Source organism: Symbiobacterium sp. (assembly GCF_040797425.1).
In the GTDB taxonomy this organism is placed as follows: domain Bacteria; phylum Bacillota; class Sulfobacillia; order Symbiobacteriales; family Symbiobacteriaceae; genus Symbiobacterium.
The window spans coordinates 1-13507 of record NZ_JBFNEH010000025.1; the positions used below are offsets into that span (position 1 = coordinate 1).

General features: G+C 68.7%; 12 protein-coding genes. 1 reads left to right on the forward strand and 11 read right to left on the reverse strand.

Annotated elements, in window-relative coordinates; all coding sequences use genetic code 11:
* Window positions 1–79: 79 nt before the first annotated feature.
* The 11 genes from AB2385_RS09290 to AB2385_RS09340 form a co-directional block, all read right to left on the reverse strand.
* Window positions 80–1213 (reverse strand): extracellular solute-binding protein, encoded by a 1134-nt coding sequence (locus AB2385_RS09290; protein ID WP_367654692.1) that lies wholly within the window; start codon window positions 1211–1213, stop codon window positions 80–82.
* Window positions 1214–1368: 155 nt separating this feature from the next.
* Window positions 1369–2355, reverse strand: a complete 987-nt coding sequence (locus tag AB2385_RS09295; protein ID WP_367654693.1) for a BadF/BadG/BcrA/BcrD ATPase family protein — start codon at window positions 2353–2355, stop codon at window positions 1369–1371.
* Window positions 2352–3935 (reverse strand): argininosuccinate lyase, encoded by a 1584-nt coding sequence (argH, locus tag AB2385_RS09300; protein ID WP_367654694.1) that lies wholly within the window; start codon window positions 3933–3935, stop codon window positions 2352–2354. The genes AB2385_RS09295 and argH overlap by 4 nt, the downstream gene beginning before the upstream one ends.
* Before the next feature lie 13 nt (window positions 3936–3948).
* Window positions 3949–5655 carry an ABC transporter permease gene (locus AB2385_RS09305; RefSeq protein WP_367654695.1) on the reverse strand — a complete coding sequence of 569 codons (1707 nt, stop codon included), beginning with the start codon at window positions 5653–5655 and terminating at the stop codon, window positions 3949–3951.
* Window positions 5656–5657: 2 nt separating this feature from the next.
* Window positions 5658–6773: an ABC transporter ATP-binding protein gene (locus AB2385_RS09310; RefSeq protein WP_367654696.1), complete on the reverse strand. Its 1116-nt coding sequence runs from the start codon at window positions 6771–6773 to the stop codon at window positions 5658–5660.
* Window positions 6755–7969: an ROK family transcriptional regulator gene (locus AB2385_RS09315; RefSeq protein WP_367654697.1), complete on the reverse strand. Its 1215-nt coding sequence runs from the start codon at window positions 7967–7969 to the stop codon at window positions 6755–6757. Before AB2385_RS09315 ends, AB2385_RS09310 begins: the two co-directional genes overlap by 19 nt.
* 406 nt (window positions 7970–8375) lie before the next feature.
* On the reverse strand, window positions 8376–9848 hold the full coding sequence (locus AB2385_RS09320) for a PLP-dependent aminotransferase family protein (protein ID WP_367654698.1): 1473 nt from the start codon (window positions 9846–9848) through the stop codon (window positions 8376–8378).
* 200 nt (window positions 9849–10048) lie between these two features.
* Window positions 10049–10750 carry a 2Fe-2S iron-sulfur cluster-binding protein gene (locus AB2385_RS09325; RefSeq protein WP_367654699.1) on the reverse strand — a complete coding sequence of 234 codons (702 nt, stop codon included), beginning with the start codon at window positions 10748–10750 and terminating at the stop codon, window positions 10049–10051.
* Between the two features lie 274 nt (window positions 10751–11024).
* The gene (locus AB2385_RS09330) at window positions 11025–11813 is read right to left on the reverse strand and encodes a DUF2797 domain-containing protein (RefSeq protein ID WP_367654700.1); all 789 of its coding nucleotides are present in this window, start codon (window positions 11811–11813) and stop codon (window positions 11025–11027) included.
* Between the two features lie 258 nt (window positions 11814–12071).
* On the reverse strand, window positions 12072–12353 hold the full coding sequence (locus AB2385_RS09335) for a hypothetical protein (RefSeq protein WP_367654701.1): 282 nt from the start codon (window positions 12351–12353) through the stop codon (window positions 12072–12074).
* Between the two features lie 114 nt (window positions 12354–12467).
* A complete protein-coding gene (locus AB2385_RS09340) occupies window positions 12468–12743 on the reverse strand; it encodes a hypothetical protein (RefSeq protein ID WP_367654702.1) in 276 nt (91 codons plus the stop codon).
* A 319-nt stretch (window positions 12744–13062) separates the two neighbouring features.
* Between AB2385_RS09340 and AB2385_RS09345 the strand changes: the two genes are divergently transcribed.
* Window positions 13063–13485: a GNAT family N-acetyltransferase gene (locus AB2385_RS09345; protein WP_367654703.1), complete on the forward strand. Its 423-nt coding sequence runs from the start codon at window positions 13063–13065 to the stop codon at window positions 13483–13485.
* Window positions 13486–13507 lie beyond the last annotated feature (22 nt).

The window sequence follows — 13507 nt, forward strand, 5'->3', positions numbered from 1 at the left end:
GGGTTAGGCCGGGTGGTAGGTTTCGGTAATGGCCCCGGGGGGGGGCGGCGTTGGGCCGCCCCCACCAGGACCGTCTGCGCTACTGGCCCTTGCCCTTGATGTTCTCGTCCCAGTAACCGATCCACTCGGCTTCCTTCTCGGCCATCACGTCCCACTCAAGGTCCATGGCCTTCAGCTTCGGCGTGAGCTCCTTCAGCCACTCAGGCTGCATGGACTCGGGCAGGTTGATGGACGGGATCTGGAACCGGGTGGCCGACAGCTCGGCCTGGATCTCGTCGCTGAAGAGCAGGTTCAGGAACTTCTCGGCGGCCTGCGGGTGCTTGGCGCCGGCGATCATGCCCACGCCGTCCACCAGGATTGGCACGCCGCTCTCGGGGATGATGTACCCGAAGGGCATGCCCTCCTGCTCCGCCTGGATCAGGACGTCCTGCAGGTTCCAGAGGCTCAGGCTCCCCTCCTGCCGGGTGATCTTGAGATACAGGTCGGTCGGGTTGGCCGCGTACTCCTTGGTGTTGGCATCGAGCTTCAGCAGCCACTCGTAGCCCCGGTCAGGCTTGCCGTCCTCCTTGTAGAAGCGGTCGATCATCGCAGCGTAGATCGTGCGCATCGTGCCGGAAGCGGGCACCGCACGGATGATGATCTGGTCCTTCCACTTGGAGTCGATCAGGTCGTCCCAGTCCTTGGGCAGCTGGTCCTCCGAGATCATCTTCTTGTTGTACATGATGACCTCGGGGAGGAGCATCTCGCCAAACCAGTGACCCTCAGGATCCTTGTAGCCCTCGGGGATCTTGCCGGCGAACTCGGGCTCGATCTTCGCCAGGAGGCCCTCCTTCACCGCCAGGGACAGGGCCTGCTGGGTGCCGCCCCACCAGATGTCGCCCTGCGGGTTGCTCTTCTCGGCCCGGACGCGCTCCATGATCTCCTGGGCGCCCATCGGCAGGACCTCAACGTTGCCCTTGTACTCGGGGTATTTCTCCTCAAACTTGGCGACCATCAGGTCGATGATGGACTGGTCACGTGCCGTGTAGATGACCAGCCGCGTCTCCTCCTGCGGCTCCTGCGTCTGCGGCTGCTCCTGCTGCTGGTTCTGGGACGGCGTCTGGGTCCCGCCCCCCTGGTTCCCCTGGGGCTGCTGGGAACCGCCGCACCCTGCTGCGATCAGGCCGACGACGAGCAGGAGACCTACGAGCCTGCTAGACCACTTCGTACCCATCGGTCAGAATCCCCCTTCGATGTGATCGAACCGATCAAAGTGTGCGGGAGTTGTTCCGGAGCAGGTTCTGTGTGCAGCGGGAGCCAATCCACCTCCTTCCGGATCCACGGCTCCAGTCCAAGGGAGAATCAGGCGCGGGGCGCCTGAAGGATCAATCACGCCATGAGCACCGCCGCCGAGAGCAGCCGTTCCCGCAGCCGCTCGCTGAGGGCCCCCGGCCCGCCCAGGGCCCGGATCACGGCCCCGTAGATGGGGGCGTACCGCGGCACCTCGGCCTCGGCCCCCGGCGCGCTCTCCCGCAGCCGCTCCAGCAGGGCGTTGCGCACCAGCGGAGAGGACTGCAGCACGCCGCCCAGCAGGAAGACGGGGAACGGACTGCCGTCCAGCAGGCCCACCCGGCCGGCCGCCACCAGCGCCTGGTCGGCCAGTTCCCGCCCGGCGGACTGCAGGAGGGCGCTCGCCTCCGGGTCGCCGGACTCGGCCGCCGCTCCCACCGCCCGGGCCAGGGCGGCCACCGCGTCCACGCCCGTCTCGGGCAGGTAGAGCCAGTCGAGGAGGGCGTACAGGTCTTCCACGCCGGCGTGGGCGCAGAGCGCACGGGCGAGCGGCGTATCGGGGTGGCCGGCATCCAGCGACCGGTAGACGGCCGCCAGCGCCATGGAGGCGATGTGGTGGGCGCTGCCCAGGTCGATCACCCGGTGGCCCCAGCCGCCGGCCCGCACGTAGCGCTCGCCGTCACCGGCGTAGACCACCGAGCCGGTGCCGGCGGCCACCAGCAGGCCCCGGCCGCCCGCGGCGGCGCCCCGAAGGGCGATGAGGCCGTCGTTCTCCACCAGCACCTGGGCCGCGGTCACCCCGGCTGCGGAGAGCGCCCGCAGCGCCAGGAGCCGGCCCTCCTCCTCGCTCCGGGGCGTGTCCACCCCGGCCAGGCCGAAGGCGGCGGTGCGAACCTCCGCGCCGGGCGGCAGCCCCTGGCAGGCGGCGGCGATGGCCTGCGCCAGGGCCTGCTCGGCCTGCTCTGCGCCCACCGACTGCGGGTTGCAGCCGCCCGCCCGGCCGCTGCCGATCACGCCCCGCTCCTCGTCAACCAGCACGGCGAGGCTCTTCGTGCCGCCGCCGTCCACGGCCAGGACTAAACTCATCCGCACCCAGCCTCCCCTTCACCGCCGGAGGCGGCCGCCAGCTTCCGGCAGGCCTCGTCCAACCGGCCCGCGGCGCCGTCCAGCCGCGCCCGCGCGGCGCCCAGCCAGGCGGCCAGTTCTGCGTGGTGCGCCTCGCGCTCGGTGACCATCCGGCGCACCTCCTGCGAGGCCACGCCGCCCCGCACGGTGCGGACGGCGACAAAGTGCACGGGATCCAGGGCCAGCCGCAGCTTCTCGGCCGGCACGCCCAGCGGCCGGCCCAGCACCTGCAGGGCCGCTTCCTCCACCAGGGCGGGTTCCACCTGCCGCACGTCGCGGAGGCCCCGGGCTTCGGCCAGCTTCACCATGGTGGCAACCACGGTGTGGGCCGTCCGGAAGGGCAGGCCTGCCTCGCGCACCAGCAGGTCGGCCAGCTCCGTCACGTTGGCGAAGCTGGCCCGGGCCCGCTCCAGCAGCAGGTCCCGGTTCACCTGGACGGTGCCGAGCACGTTGGCCATGAGCCGGAAGACCTGGCGCAGGGTGCCCAGCGCCGCCCACAGGTTGGGCTGCATCTCGTCTTCGGTGTCGACGATGTCGCCGAACGGGGTGTTGTGCAGCATCTGCAGCACCGTGTGCGCCCGGCCGGCGGCGTAGCTGAGCAGGGCGCGGGAGTGCTCCAGCGAAACGGGGTTCCGCTTCTGGGGCATGATGGAGCTGGTCTGCACGTACGGATCGGCCACCCGCAGTACGCCGTACTCCTGGGTGCACCAGGTGAGCAGGTCCTGCACGGTGCGGCCCGTGTGCAGGGCGGCGAGCTCCGCTGCCGCTGCGGCCTCGCTCACGTAGTCGGCGCCGGCGATGGCGTCGTAGCTGTTCTCCACCAGGCCGTCGAAGCCCAGGAGTTCCGCCACCCGCTCCCGGGAGATGGGGAAGCCGGAAGTGGAGAGCGCCGCCGCACCCATGGGCGACCGGTTGGCCCGCTCGTAGGCGGCCTGCAGGCGGGCGATGTCCCGCGCCAGCACGTCGGCCGCGGCGGTGAGCCAGTGGCCCAGCGTGGTGGGCTGGGCGGGCTGGGTGTGCGTGTGCGCAAGCATCACCGTGTCGGCCTCCTCCGCGGCCAGGCGCAGGAGCACCCCGTGCAGCAGGAGGGCGGCCTCGATGGCGTCCAGCAGGTACTTGCGCAGCACCATGCGGTACATGGTGACGCCCATGTCATTGCGGCTGCGGGCGATGTGCAGATTGCCGGCCTCCTCGCCGGCGGCCTGCAGCGTGAGGTCTTCCACGTAGAAGAACAGGTCCTCGTAGCGGCCGTTGTAACTGGATGCCGCCACCGCCGCGAGGTCGATGCCGTCCAGCGCGGCCAGGATCTTCCGGGCGGAGTCCGGCGCCACCAGCCCCCGCTCCACTAGCATAACCAGATGGGCACGGTGGACGGCCATCATGGGGTCGAGCAGCTCGTGCTTGGCGCTTTCGTAGATGGGACTCAGCACGGCGTCGACGTAGCTGCGGCCGGGAAAGCGGACGCCGTCCTGCGCGGCAATCTCGGCGCGGCTCGGGGCGTGGGTGGACGCGGCCCCATCCGGGTTCGGATTGCGGGTCAACGCGATCACTTCCTTAGGCGAAGTTCTGCCTCTGTTCCAGGCGGTTGGAGACGTAGATGGCGATCAGGATCAGCAGCATCTGCAGCACGCCGTAAGCGGCCGCGGTGCCGAACTTGAACGAGTACATGAGGTTGTTGATCTCCACCGAGATCGGCTGGTTGCGGGCCGTGTAGATGAGCACCGACGCCACGAACTCGCCCACGCCCTGCACAAAGGCCATCAGGGCGCCGGCCAGGACGCCGCGGAACATGAGCGGGAACGTGACCCGGCGGAACGAGTACCACCAGGTGGCCCCGAGGCTGCGGGCCGCCTCCTCCACCGACGGGTCCATCTGCGCCAGCGTGGCGTTGGTCGAGCGGAAGACCAGCGGCGAGAAGCGGACGAAGTAAGCCAGGGGCAGGATCCAGAACGTGCCCACGACCACCTTGCCGAGGGTAAAGACCGACGGCTGGTTGAAGGCGGCGATCAGGTTGATCGCGACCACCGTGCCGGGCAGAGCCCAGGGGATCATCACGGCGATGTCCAACAGGGACTTGCCCTTGAACTTGAAGCGATTCAGGGCGTAGGCGGCGGCCACGCCGAGCAGGATGGAGGCCACGGTCGCGAGGGCGCTCATCGCCAGGCTGTTGCGGATGGGCCGCCATGCCCGGGAGCTGGTGAAGAGGGTGACGTAGTTGTCCAGGGTGTACTTGGGCGGCAGCACCTGCACGGTCCAGGTGCCGTCCTTGGAGAACGAAACCAGGACCAGGACCAGGACGGGCAGGATCAGGATCAGCGTGCCGATGAGGGACGCCACCATGGCCAGGATCTTGCCCGCCGGGCTCTTGACCTCGGTGCGGTGCACCGAGACGCCCTTGGAGAGGGAGCGGTAGGTGCGCCGGTTCTGGTACCAGCGCATGAGGATCAGGAAGGCAATGGAGACCACCGAGAGCACCGTCGCCTCCGCCGAGGCCAGCGCCAGGTCGCCGTTGGTGCGGGCGATGGCGATCTGCATCGTCATGATCCGGTCGACGCCGAAGATCAGCGGCGCCGTGTACGAAGCCATGGAGACCATGAACGTCAGCAACGAGCCCGCCACCAGGGCCGGGGTCAGCATCGGCAGCAGCACCCGGGTCCAGACCTGCCAGCGCCGGGCGCCCAGGTTGTACGCCGCCTCCTCCAGCGAGGGGTCGAAGCCGGCCAGCGCCGCGGCCGCGGAGGTGTAGAAGTAGGGGTACATGGTAAAGGTGTGGACCACCAGCACCCCGGTCAGCCCCTTGAGGGCGAAGGGAACCTGGGGAAGGTCGAACAACAGCTTGATCGCCCGGGGGACGATGCCGCTGGACGAGTAGAGGAACTGGAAGGCGTAGATGCCGATCAGGGGCGGCAGCGCCATGGGCACCAGGATCAGGCTCTCCAGCAGCCGGCGGCCGGGGAACTCGAACCGGTTGAGCAGGACGGCCATGCTCACGCCCACGATGGCACAGGTGATCACGCTGGCCACCGAGATGCCGACCGTGGTGAGCAGCGCCTCCATCTGGGTGCTGCTCAGGTTAAAGAAGCCCTTGTAGTACTTCAGGGTGAAGCCGGAGGCATCCTGGACGCTGGCGAGGAAGGTGGCCAGCATGGGCTGTACCACGTAGCCCCACAGCACCAGGGCCAGGGGGGCGACGATCACGTACACGAAGTAGGGCGACGCGGTGATCCGCTGCCACCTGTCATTCCACTTGGCTGCCACCATGATCACTCCACCAGATAGACTCGTTCAGGCGGGATGTGCAGGTGGATGGGATCGCCAGGCCGCCGTACCTCGCCGTACCGGTCGGCCGACGAGGCCACGAACGTGGTCTCGCCCGCCTGGACCAGGTACTCGGTGTAGGCGCCGGTGAACTCGGCCGCCACGACCCGCCCGGTCAGGACGTTGGGGCCATCGGGCTGTGCCACTACCTGGATTCCCTCGGGCCGGACCGTCAGGACCACCCGGCTGCCCACGGCCGTCGGAACTTGCGGGTTCCGCCGCCCCAGGTCCACCCGGATGTGGCCGGTGCCGGCCAGCTCCACCAGACCCGCGGCGCCGTCCACTTCGGTCAGTTTCCCCTCCAGCAGGTTAGACTTACCGATGAAGGTCGCCACGAACCGGGTGGCCGGCCGGTGGTAGATTTCCTGAGGCGTGCCCACCTGGTGGACCACGCCGCCTTCCATGACGGCGATGCGGTCGGAGATGGCCATCGCCTCGGCCTGGTCGTGGGTGACGTAGACGGCGGTGATGCTGGACTCCGTCTGGATGCGGCGGATCTCGGTGCGGGTCTCGTCCCTGAGTTTGGCGTCAAGGTTGGAGAGGGGTTCGTCCAGGAGGAGCAGGGCCGGGCGGATGACCAGGGCGCGCGCCAGGGCGACACGCTGCTGCTGACCGCCGGAGAGCTGGTCGATGCGCCGGTGCTCCATGCCCTCCAGCCGCACCAGTTTCAGGGCCTCGCTCACCCGCCGCTTCATCTCGTCGCGGGGCACCTTGCGCACCCGGAGGCCGAAGGCCACGTTCTCAAACACGGTCATGTGCGGGAACAGCGCGTAGTTCTGGAAGACCATGCCGATGTTCCGGTCGTTGGGCGGCATGTAGGTCACGTCGCGGTCGCCGAAGAGGATGCGGCCCGTCGTGGGGTAGTAGAAGCCTGCGATCATCCTCAGGGTCGTGGTCTTGCCGCACCCCGACGGACCCAGCAGGGTGAAGAACTCGCCGCCCTGGATGGTGAGGTTGACGTCACGCACGGTGGGCGCGCTGTTCCCAAAGCTCTTGGAGACGTGCTCAAGCGTGACGGACTGCGCGCTGGTCTGCTGGTCGCTCATCCGGAGTCCGCCCATCTCTGACTCCCCTTCCCTGAGTACTGGTCTGCTTCGATGCCGTATGCGTGTTCGTCTGCCAGGCTCAGGGCGCCGGCCACCGCCCCCACGAGAGCGGCGCGGCTGCCCAGCTGTGCGAAGCGAATCTCGGGTACCACGGGTACCAGGTCCGCCACCTGCCGTCGGATTTCCGCCAGCCCTTCCTCCCCGCAGTCCACCGCCTCGCCGGCCAGCAGAACCAGTTCGGGGTTGAGGATGCAGGTGATGGAGGCCAGGGCGTACGACCAGTGGCGCAGGGCGTCGTCCAACAAGGCTCGGGCCTCGGGAACGCCGCGGACAGCCAGCTCCCGGAGGCAGCGAACCGGGCGCCGCTCGTCCAGCCCCTGCCCCACCGAAACGCTGGCCAGAAGCCGCCGGTACAGGGACCTGGCGGAGTAGTGCTGCTCGAACAGGCCGAAGTCGTCGGGCCGGCGGGGTCCCACGGGGCCCAGGGGCAGGTAGCCCACCTCGCCGGCGGCGTCTGCCGGGCCCCGGAAGAGGGCGCCTTCGATTAGGATGCCAGCACCGATGCCCTCGCTGACATGCATCAGCGCCAGGTTCTGCACACCCTGACCGGCGCCCTGGAAGTACTCGCCCAGGGCCATGAGGTTCACGTCGTTCTCCACCAGCACGGGCACCGCGAACCGCTCACGCAGAAGGTCACGGAGCGGCACCTCCTGCCACCAGCCGAGGGCAGGTGCGTGGCTGACGGTGCCCCGCCGGCTGGCGATGCCCGGCACCCCCACGGCGATGGCGGCGAGGCGCTCCGGCGGCATTCCGCTGCGGGCGATGAGGTCGGTCAGAAAGTCGCCCAGGGCCTGCGCCCTGTCGCCCACCTGCTGCGGGGGCAGCGTCACCTCCCCTTCCAGGTGCAGCACCCCGTTCAGGTCGGCCAGCCCGCCCCAGAGGCGCTCGCCCTCCAGACAGGCGGCGAGGATGAAGCGGGCGGCGGGGTTGAAGAGCAGCATGATCGGCGGCCGGCCGCCGGACGACTGCCCGAGCCCCTTCTCCTCCACCAGCCCCAGCCGCAGGAGGTCGCGGACGATGGCCGTCACCGCCGGCTGGGAAAGGCCGGTCAGGGCCGCCAGTTCGGCGCGCGAGATGGGGCCCCGCTCCCGGACGGCGGTCAGGACGGCCTTGCGGTTGAGCTGCTTCATCAGGCGTGCGTTGGCGGGCATGGGCAGTCCCCTTCCTGCGGCGGCGCCGTAACTTCTGCAAAGGGGCTTACTAAATTAGGTGAAGAAAGTATGTCTAGACTTCCGTGGGACGGGTTCAAAATCCTCCTGCCGTACTAATTCGAGATCGTGATTAGAGACCCGCCTTTAGTCGGGGGAGTCCTGGTCCTCCAGTCGGACGTTGCGCCGGCTGTTCTCCTCCTGCAGGATGACGCGAGTTCAGGGCTCACCCGGCTGAACGTCGTGCACGCCGATGGCTTCGGACCATGCAGTTGCGGGGCAGCGTCAGCAGACAGGGGCGGGGGCCGGTGGAAGCCTGGTCCGAGGCCTCAGGTCGTTCATACAGAGAAGCGCTGACCCCGTAGGCCAGCGCAAGAGGATGGGGAGGCTCAAGACGAGCGACCAGGGTTCACACCACGGGACCGCTGAACGCCCCGGGCTCGCCGCCCGCAGACGCCTCCTCCTTCAGCAGCCGCTCCACCGCCCGGGCGAGCCTCTGAATCCCGGGCCCGATCTCCTCCAGCCGCGGGTAGGAGAAGTTGAGCCGGAGACCCCGCCGGGCCAGCTGCCCGGCACCGTAGAAATCGCCGGGCATGAAGGCGACGCCGTCCCGGCCGGCCTCGGTCAGGAGCCGCCTGGCCGTGAGCGGCCGGGGCAGGCTGCACCACACGTGGTAACCGCCCTCGGGGACGTACCACGTGACCCCTGGCGGCATGTGGGCTTCCAGCGCCTCCATCAGCGCATCCCGCCGCACCTTCAGCGTGGACCGGACGGCGGCCAGGTGCCGGTCCAGGTGGCCTTCCCGCAGAAAGGCCTCCATCACGCGCTGGTTCAGGAGTGCGGCCCGGAAATCCAGGTTGCCCCGGGCGCGGGCGATGCGCTCCACCACCGGCGGCGCGGCCACGATCCAGGCCAGCCGCAGGGCCGGGCTCACCGTCTTGCTGAAGCTGCTGATGTAAATCACGTAGCCGCCCGGGTCCATCGACTTGAGCGTGGGCACCGGCTCCGGCGTGAAGTAGAGCTGGCCGTAGGGGTCGTCCTCCACGATGCCCAGCTGGTGGCGGGCGGCCAGCTGAATCAGCTGCCTGCGCCGCTCGGGAGCAAGGGTAACGCCGAGCGGGTTGTGGAAGTTGGGCAGCGTAAAGAGCAGCTTCGGCTGGTAGCGCAGCACGAGCTCCTCGAGTCCTTCCACCACCAGGCCGTGCCGGTCCACCGGCACCGGCACGACCCGCACGCCGGCAGAGTCGAAGATACCCAGGCTGTTGATGTACGAGGGCGACTCCACCAGCACGGTGTCCCCGGGCTGCAGCAGCACCCGGCTGATGAGGTAGAGTGCGATCTGCGACCCGGCCAGGATCAGCACCTCGTCCGCCGTGACGCCCATGGCGGCGGCAATCGCCTCCCGGAGCGGCCCGTACCCGGCGATGGGGCCGTAGCCCAGGGCGGAGCCATCCTGCAGAACGCGGTGGGCCAGGGTCGCCAGGGGGGCGACGGGATAGAGCTCGGGTGACATTTCGCCATGGGCGAAAGAGACCGCACCGGGGCGCCGGAGAATGGCGTTCAGGTCGGCCACCAGCGGCTCCTCCGCCTCGGTAGGACCGGCCCAGCGCATGGGGCGGACCACTCCGCTCTGCGCGGCCTCGGGCGGCCGCAGCACCACGGTGCCGTGGCCGACGCGCCCTTCCACCAGGCCCTCGGCGGCCAGCTCCCGGTAGGCGCTGACCACCGTGGTCCGGTTGACCCCGAGGCGGCGGGCCAGCGTGCGTTCCGGGGGCAGGCGCGTGCCGGGGGGCAGGGCGCCGGAGAGGATGCGTTCCCGCACCTGGTTGCGCAGCTGCTGATAGAGCGGCGTGGGGCTGTTCCGATCGAGTTCGAACTTCATGCGCTTCACCCCCGACAGGCTGCGGTGGATTCATAGCTGATTGTAGCACATCGGACAGAGGCACCCACCTTCCGGCCCCGACCATGGGGCCGTTGAGTGGCGGACCCCAGGGCCCGCGGGCGGCACAGCCGGCAAGGGCACACGGTTGCCACACGTGCGCGCAAAGGCGCCGCCCCATGCGCAACGGGGCCGGCGCCTGATTACTGCTGGATCTCGCACGGGCCGTAGGCGGTCACCTGGCAGCAGAGCCGGTACCCCTGGTTTACCTTGTCGCCCAGCATTTCCCGCTCGGCGTCGTTCACCGGGCTCAGGTTCTCGGCGCCCTTGAGCACGCGAATCTGGCAGGTGTCGCAGACGCCGTTCTTGCAGTCCCACTTCACGGCCACGCCCTTGTCGTTCACGCCGTCCAGCAAGTTCTCGCCCTTGGGGATTTCCACGTTGTACTCCTGCCCTCCCAGGAGCACCCGCACCTGGATCATCTCCTTGGGCTTCTCCTCCACCGGGGCCTTCGGAGCCTGCGGCACCTCCTCGTGGGGGAAGATCTCGCGCGTGATCTCCACCCGGCTGGACGTGTGGTGCACCACGGCGTGGTTCAGCATGCAGGCCGTCTGAAACTCCTCCCGCACGATCGCCCGCCAGGCGTCCCGGTGGTTGGCTGCACCCGGACGGCTCAGGTCATGGGGCACCACCGCCTTGAGGGTGGCCCAGCATTCGAACACGCCGGCGTCCTCCTTGCGCGGCGCCGGCTCCTCCAGTTCCAGCCGCAGCTCCCGTACCGTCGGGGCCACCCGGCGCAAGCGGCCCACGAATTCCTGGTACACCCGGGTGGCCGCCTGGCCGGCCTGGTCGGCCTCGGTCCGTACCCCCAGGTAGATGCGCGATCCATATTTGGTCTCTGGCACTGCCGGACCCTCCCCTTGTGCGGAAGCTCGAACTTGACGCAGCGTACTTATTATACTGAAGTTTCGGTTCTGCCTCAATCAAAAAAAGAGGGCGGCTCGAGCAGAGCCGCCAAAGCCCGGAACACACACAGAGGGGGTCAACACAGCTTTATCATACCCCACTCGCGTTACAGTTCTGTGACACATACGTAACGCGACGGTTTCATATTTCGCCGCCCTTACGCTGTCCCCGTCGCCGCGCCCCCACGGCCTCGCCGCCCTGTGCCGGCCCGCTTTACCCGGCCTCCCCTTCGTCGAGGGCCACCAGGTAACCGGCGAACTTGGGCACGTTGAGCACGCCGCTGTCCAGCACCAGGTAGCTGCCCTTGATGCCCAGCAGCACGCCCTCGGCATCGCCCTTCTCCAGGTCGTGGCTCGTGATCCTGGCCGGCGGCTGCTCCAGGGGATAGGTGAAGTGGCGGACCTCCTCGTCGGGGAGCACATATGGATGAAACTCGTCCGGGATCAGGTCCAGCACGCGGCGGCGCACCTCACGCAGGTCGTCCTGGGTCACGTCGCCCTTCAGCATCTTGCGCCAGTTGGTCTTGTCCGGGAGGTACTGCATGAGGTAGAGTTCCAGATCGCCCGCCATCTTCCGGTTGGGCACCCGGGCGATGGGCACGGCCTCAACGGCGCCCTGGTCCAGCCAGCGGCCGGGCAGGCTGCGGGTGATGCCCACCTTGATGTCGCTGGACTTGGCCAGGTAGACGTAGGTGGGGATCATGCAGTTGGCGTCGCCCCACTCGGGCTCCCGGCAGGTCTCGTAGTGGCAGAGCGAGGGCTTCACCTGGCAGATGTCGTTGATGGCCAGCCGCTGAAAGCACGGCCAGCAGGAGCCGTGGTTGAAGAGCTTGCTCGCCTTGCGGCCGCAGTAGATGCAGCGGCGCTCGCCGGTGAAGTGCAGGCAAATGCGCCGCCCGATCAGGGGGTTGAGGGGGATCTCCTGCTCGTCCAGCAGCAGGCTGTAGGTCACCGTCCCGTCGCCCAGGCGGGCCAGCAGGTCGCGAATCATTCCCGTGTACATGGCCGTTCTCCTCTCTGTGGTGACCTGTTCCCAACCCCGAGCCGCCGCGGGGGTTCAGAAACCACCGGGTTCCGTTTCGGGACGGGCGCATGGTTCTCCTCCCTGCTGCTGCCTGGGCGGACAGAATGCTCGCCGCCTTCGTCACCCCCGTGCCGCCCCGATGCGGCTTCGACTGGGTCGTGTCTGTTTGCCCCTGCGACCGCCCAGGGCTCCGGTGCAGCCGTTGCCGGAGCCTCCCACGTGGCGTCAGCGGAGGCGTCAAGGCTGCGCTTCCTGCGCCGGTGCGCGGGACTCACCCTCGTCGTACACCCACAGCCGGGTCGCCCGGAAGCCACCCTCAGGCAGCTGCAGGCCCACCATGCCCACGTTCATGCCAGGGCGGAGACCGGACGGCCCGCCATCGCCCAGCCGCGCACCGGAAAGCCGCACCACCTCCAGGGCCGGGGAGAACTCCACCGTTCGCCTGCCCGCGGCCGTCGTCACCACGGCCCCGTTCGGCGAGACCTCCTCCAGCACGCCGTCCATGCGCCCGATGTTCACCCAGGCCGACTGGTCCCGGACGAGCAGGCTGCCGTCGGGCTGGGGCGTGCCCTGCGCGGTGACCCAGTCGCCGACCTCGATGACCGCGGGCGATGAGTAGAACTCCTTCCAGACCTAAACGTCAGGCTCGAAGCGCACGGTGCGCACGGCGGTGTCGGACTCCAGGACGATGCCGTCGTCCCTGATCTCCACCACCCGGCCGGACGCGAGACGGGAATCGCCGTCCTCGCCGACCGCCGACGGCGGGTTGCCGCCGTCCCCGGCTTGCGGCCCGGGCGCCAGGTTCCCCGAGACTGCGTTCCGCGGGCCCGCCAGGGCGAGGCCGATCACGACGACCAGGGCGATCAGGAGAATCCGCAGCAACGTGCGCCGGACTCGCAGCGTCTTCACGGGAAAACCTCCTCTCGCGTCGCCTCATTCCACGCCCTCATGGCCCCGGGCCACCTCCGGCGCGCCTGGGGCCAATCATTCATGCCATCGCGTTTGACGCTCGTACCAGACTCGGCGTTACCGGACGATTCTGGCTCAGGATCCCCCGCACTGCGCGAGAGATTGTAGGGCCGCATGGTTTGATTTAACATATCTCATTAGTTGAGCTTTCAACGCGAAAGGGGCTGAACACCTGCGGGCGGGCGGTGCTCAGCCCCCTGAAGCCTGGGGCGTGCGATGTCGGTCCAGGCGTGAGGCTCTGACCGGGGAGGTCCGACACTTGGATCAGGTACGGATTCGGTTTGCGACAGCGGCGGATGAGTCCACCTGCAGGCGGATGGACCCCTATCTGCCCGACGCCGCGTTGGCACCCAAGATCGCGGCGCAGGAGCTGATCCTGGCCGAGCTGGCGGAGGAGACCATCGGCTACCTCCGGCTCGAGTACATCTGGGGGAAGATCCCCTACATCGGGCTGATCTGGCTCAAGCCGGCCCACCGGGGGCGGGGCATCGGCACGGCGGTGCTGCGGTTTCTGGAGAACTACCTCCGGGAGCGGGGCTGCCGCTTCCTGCTCTCCTCGTCGCAGGTGAACGAACCCGAGCCCCAGGCGTGGCATCGCGCGGTGGGCTTCCGCGAGTGCGGGATTATTGCAGGAATCAACGACGGCGGCATCGGCGAGGTATTCTTCCGGAAGGAACTGTAGGTGGGCTGCACCGGTCGTGCGG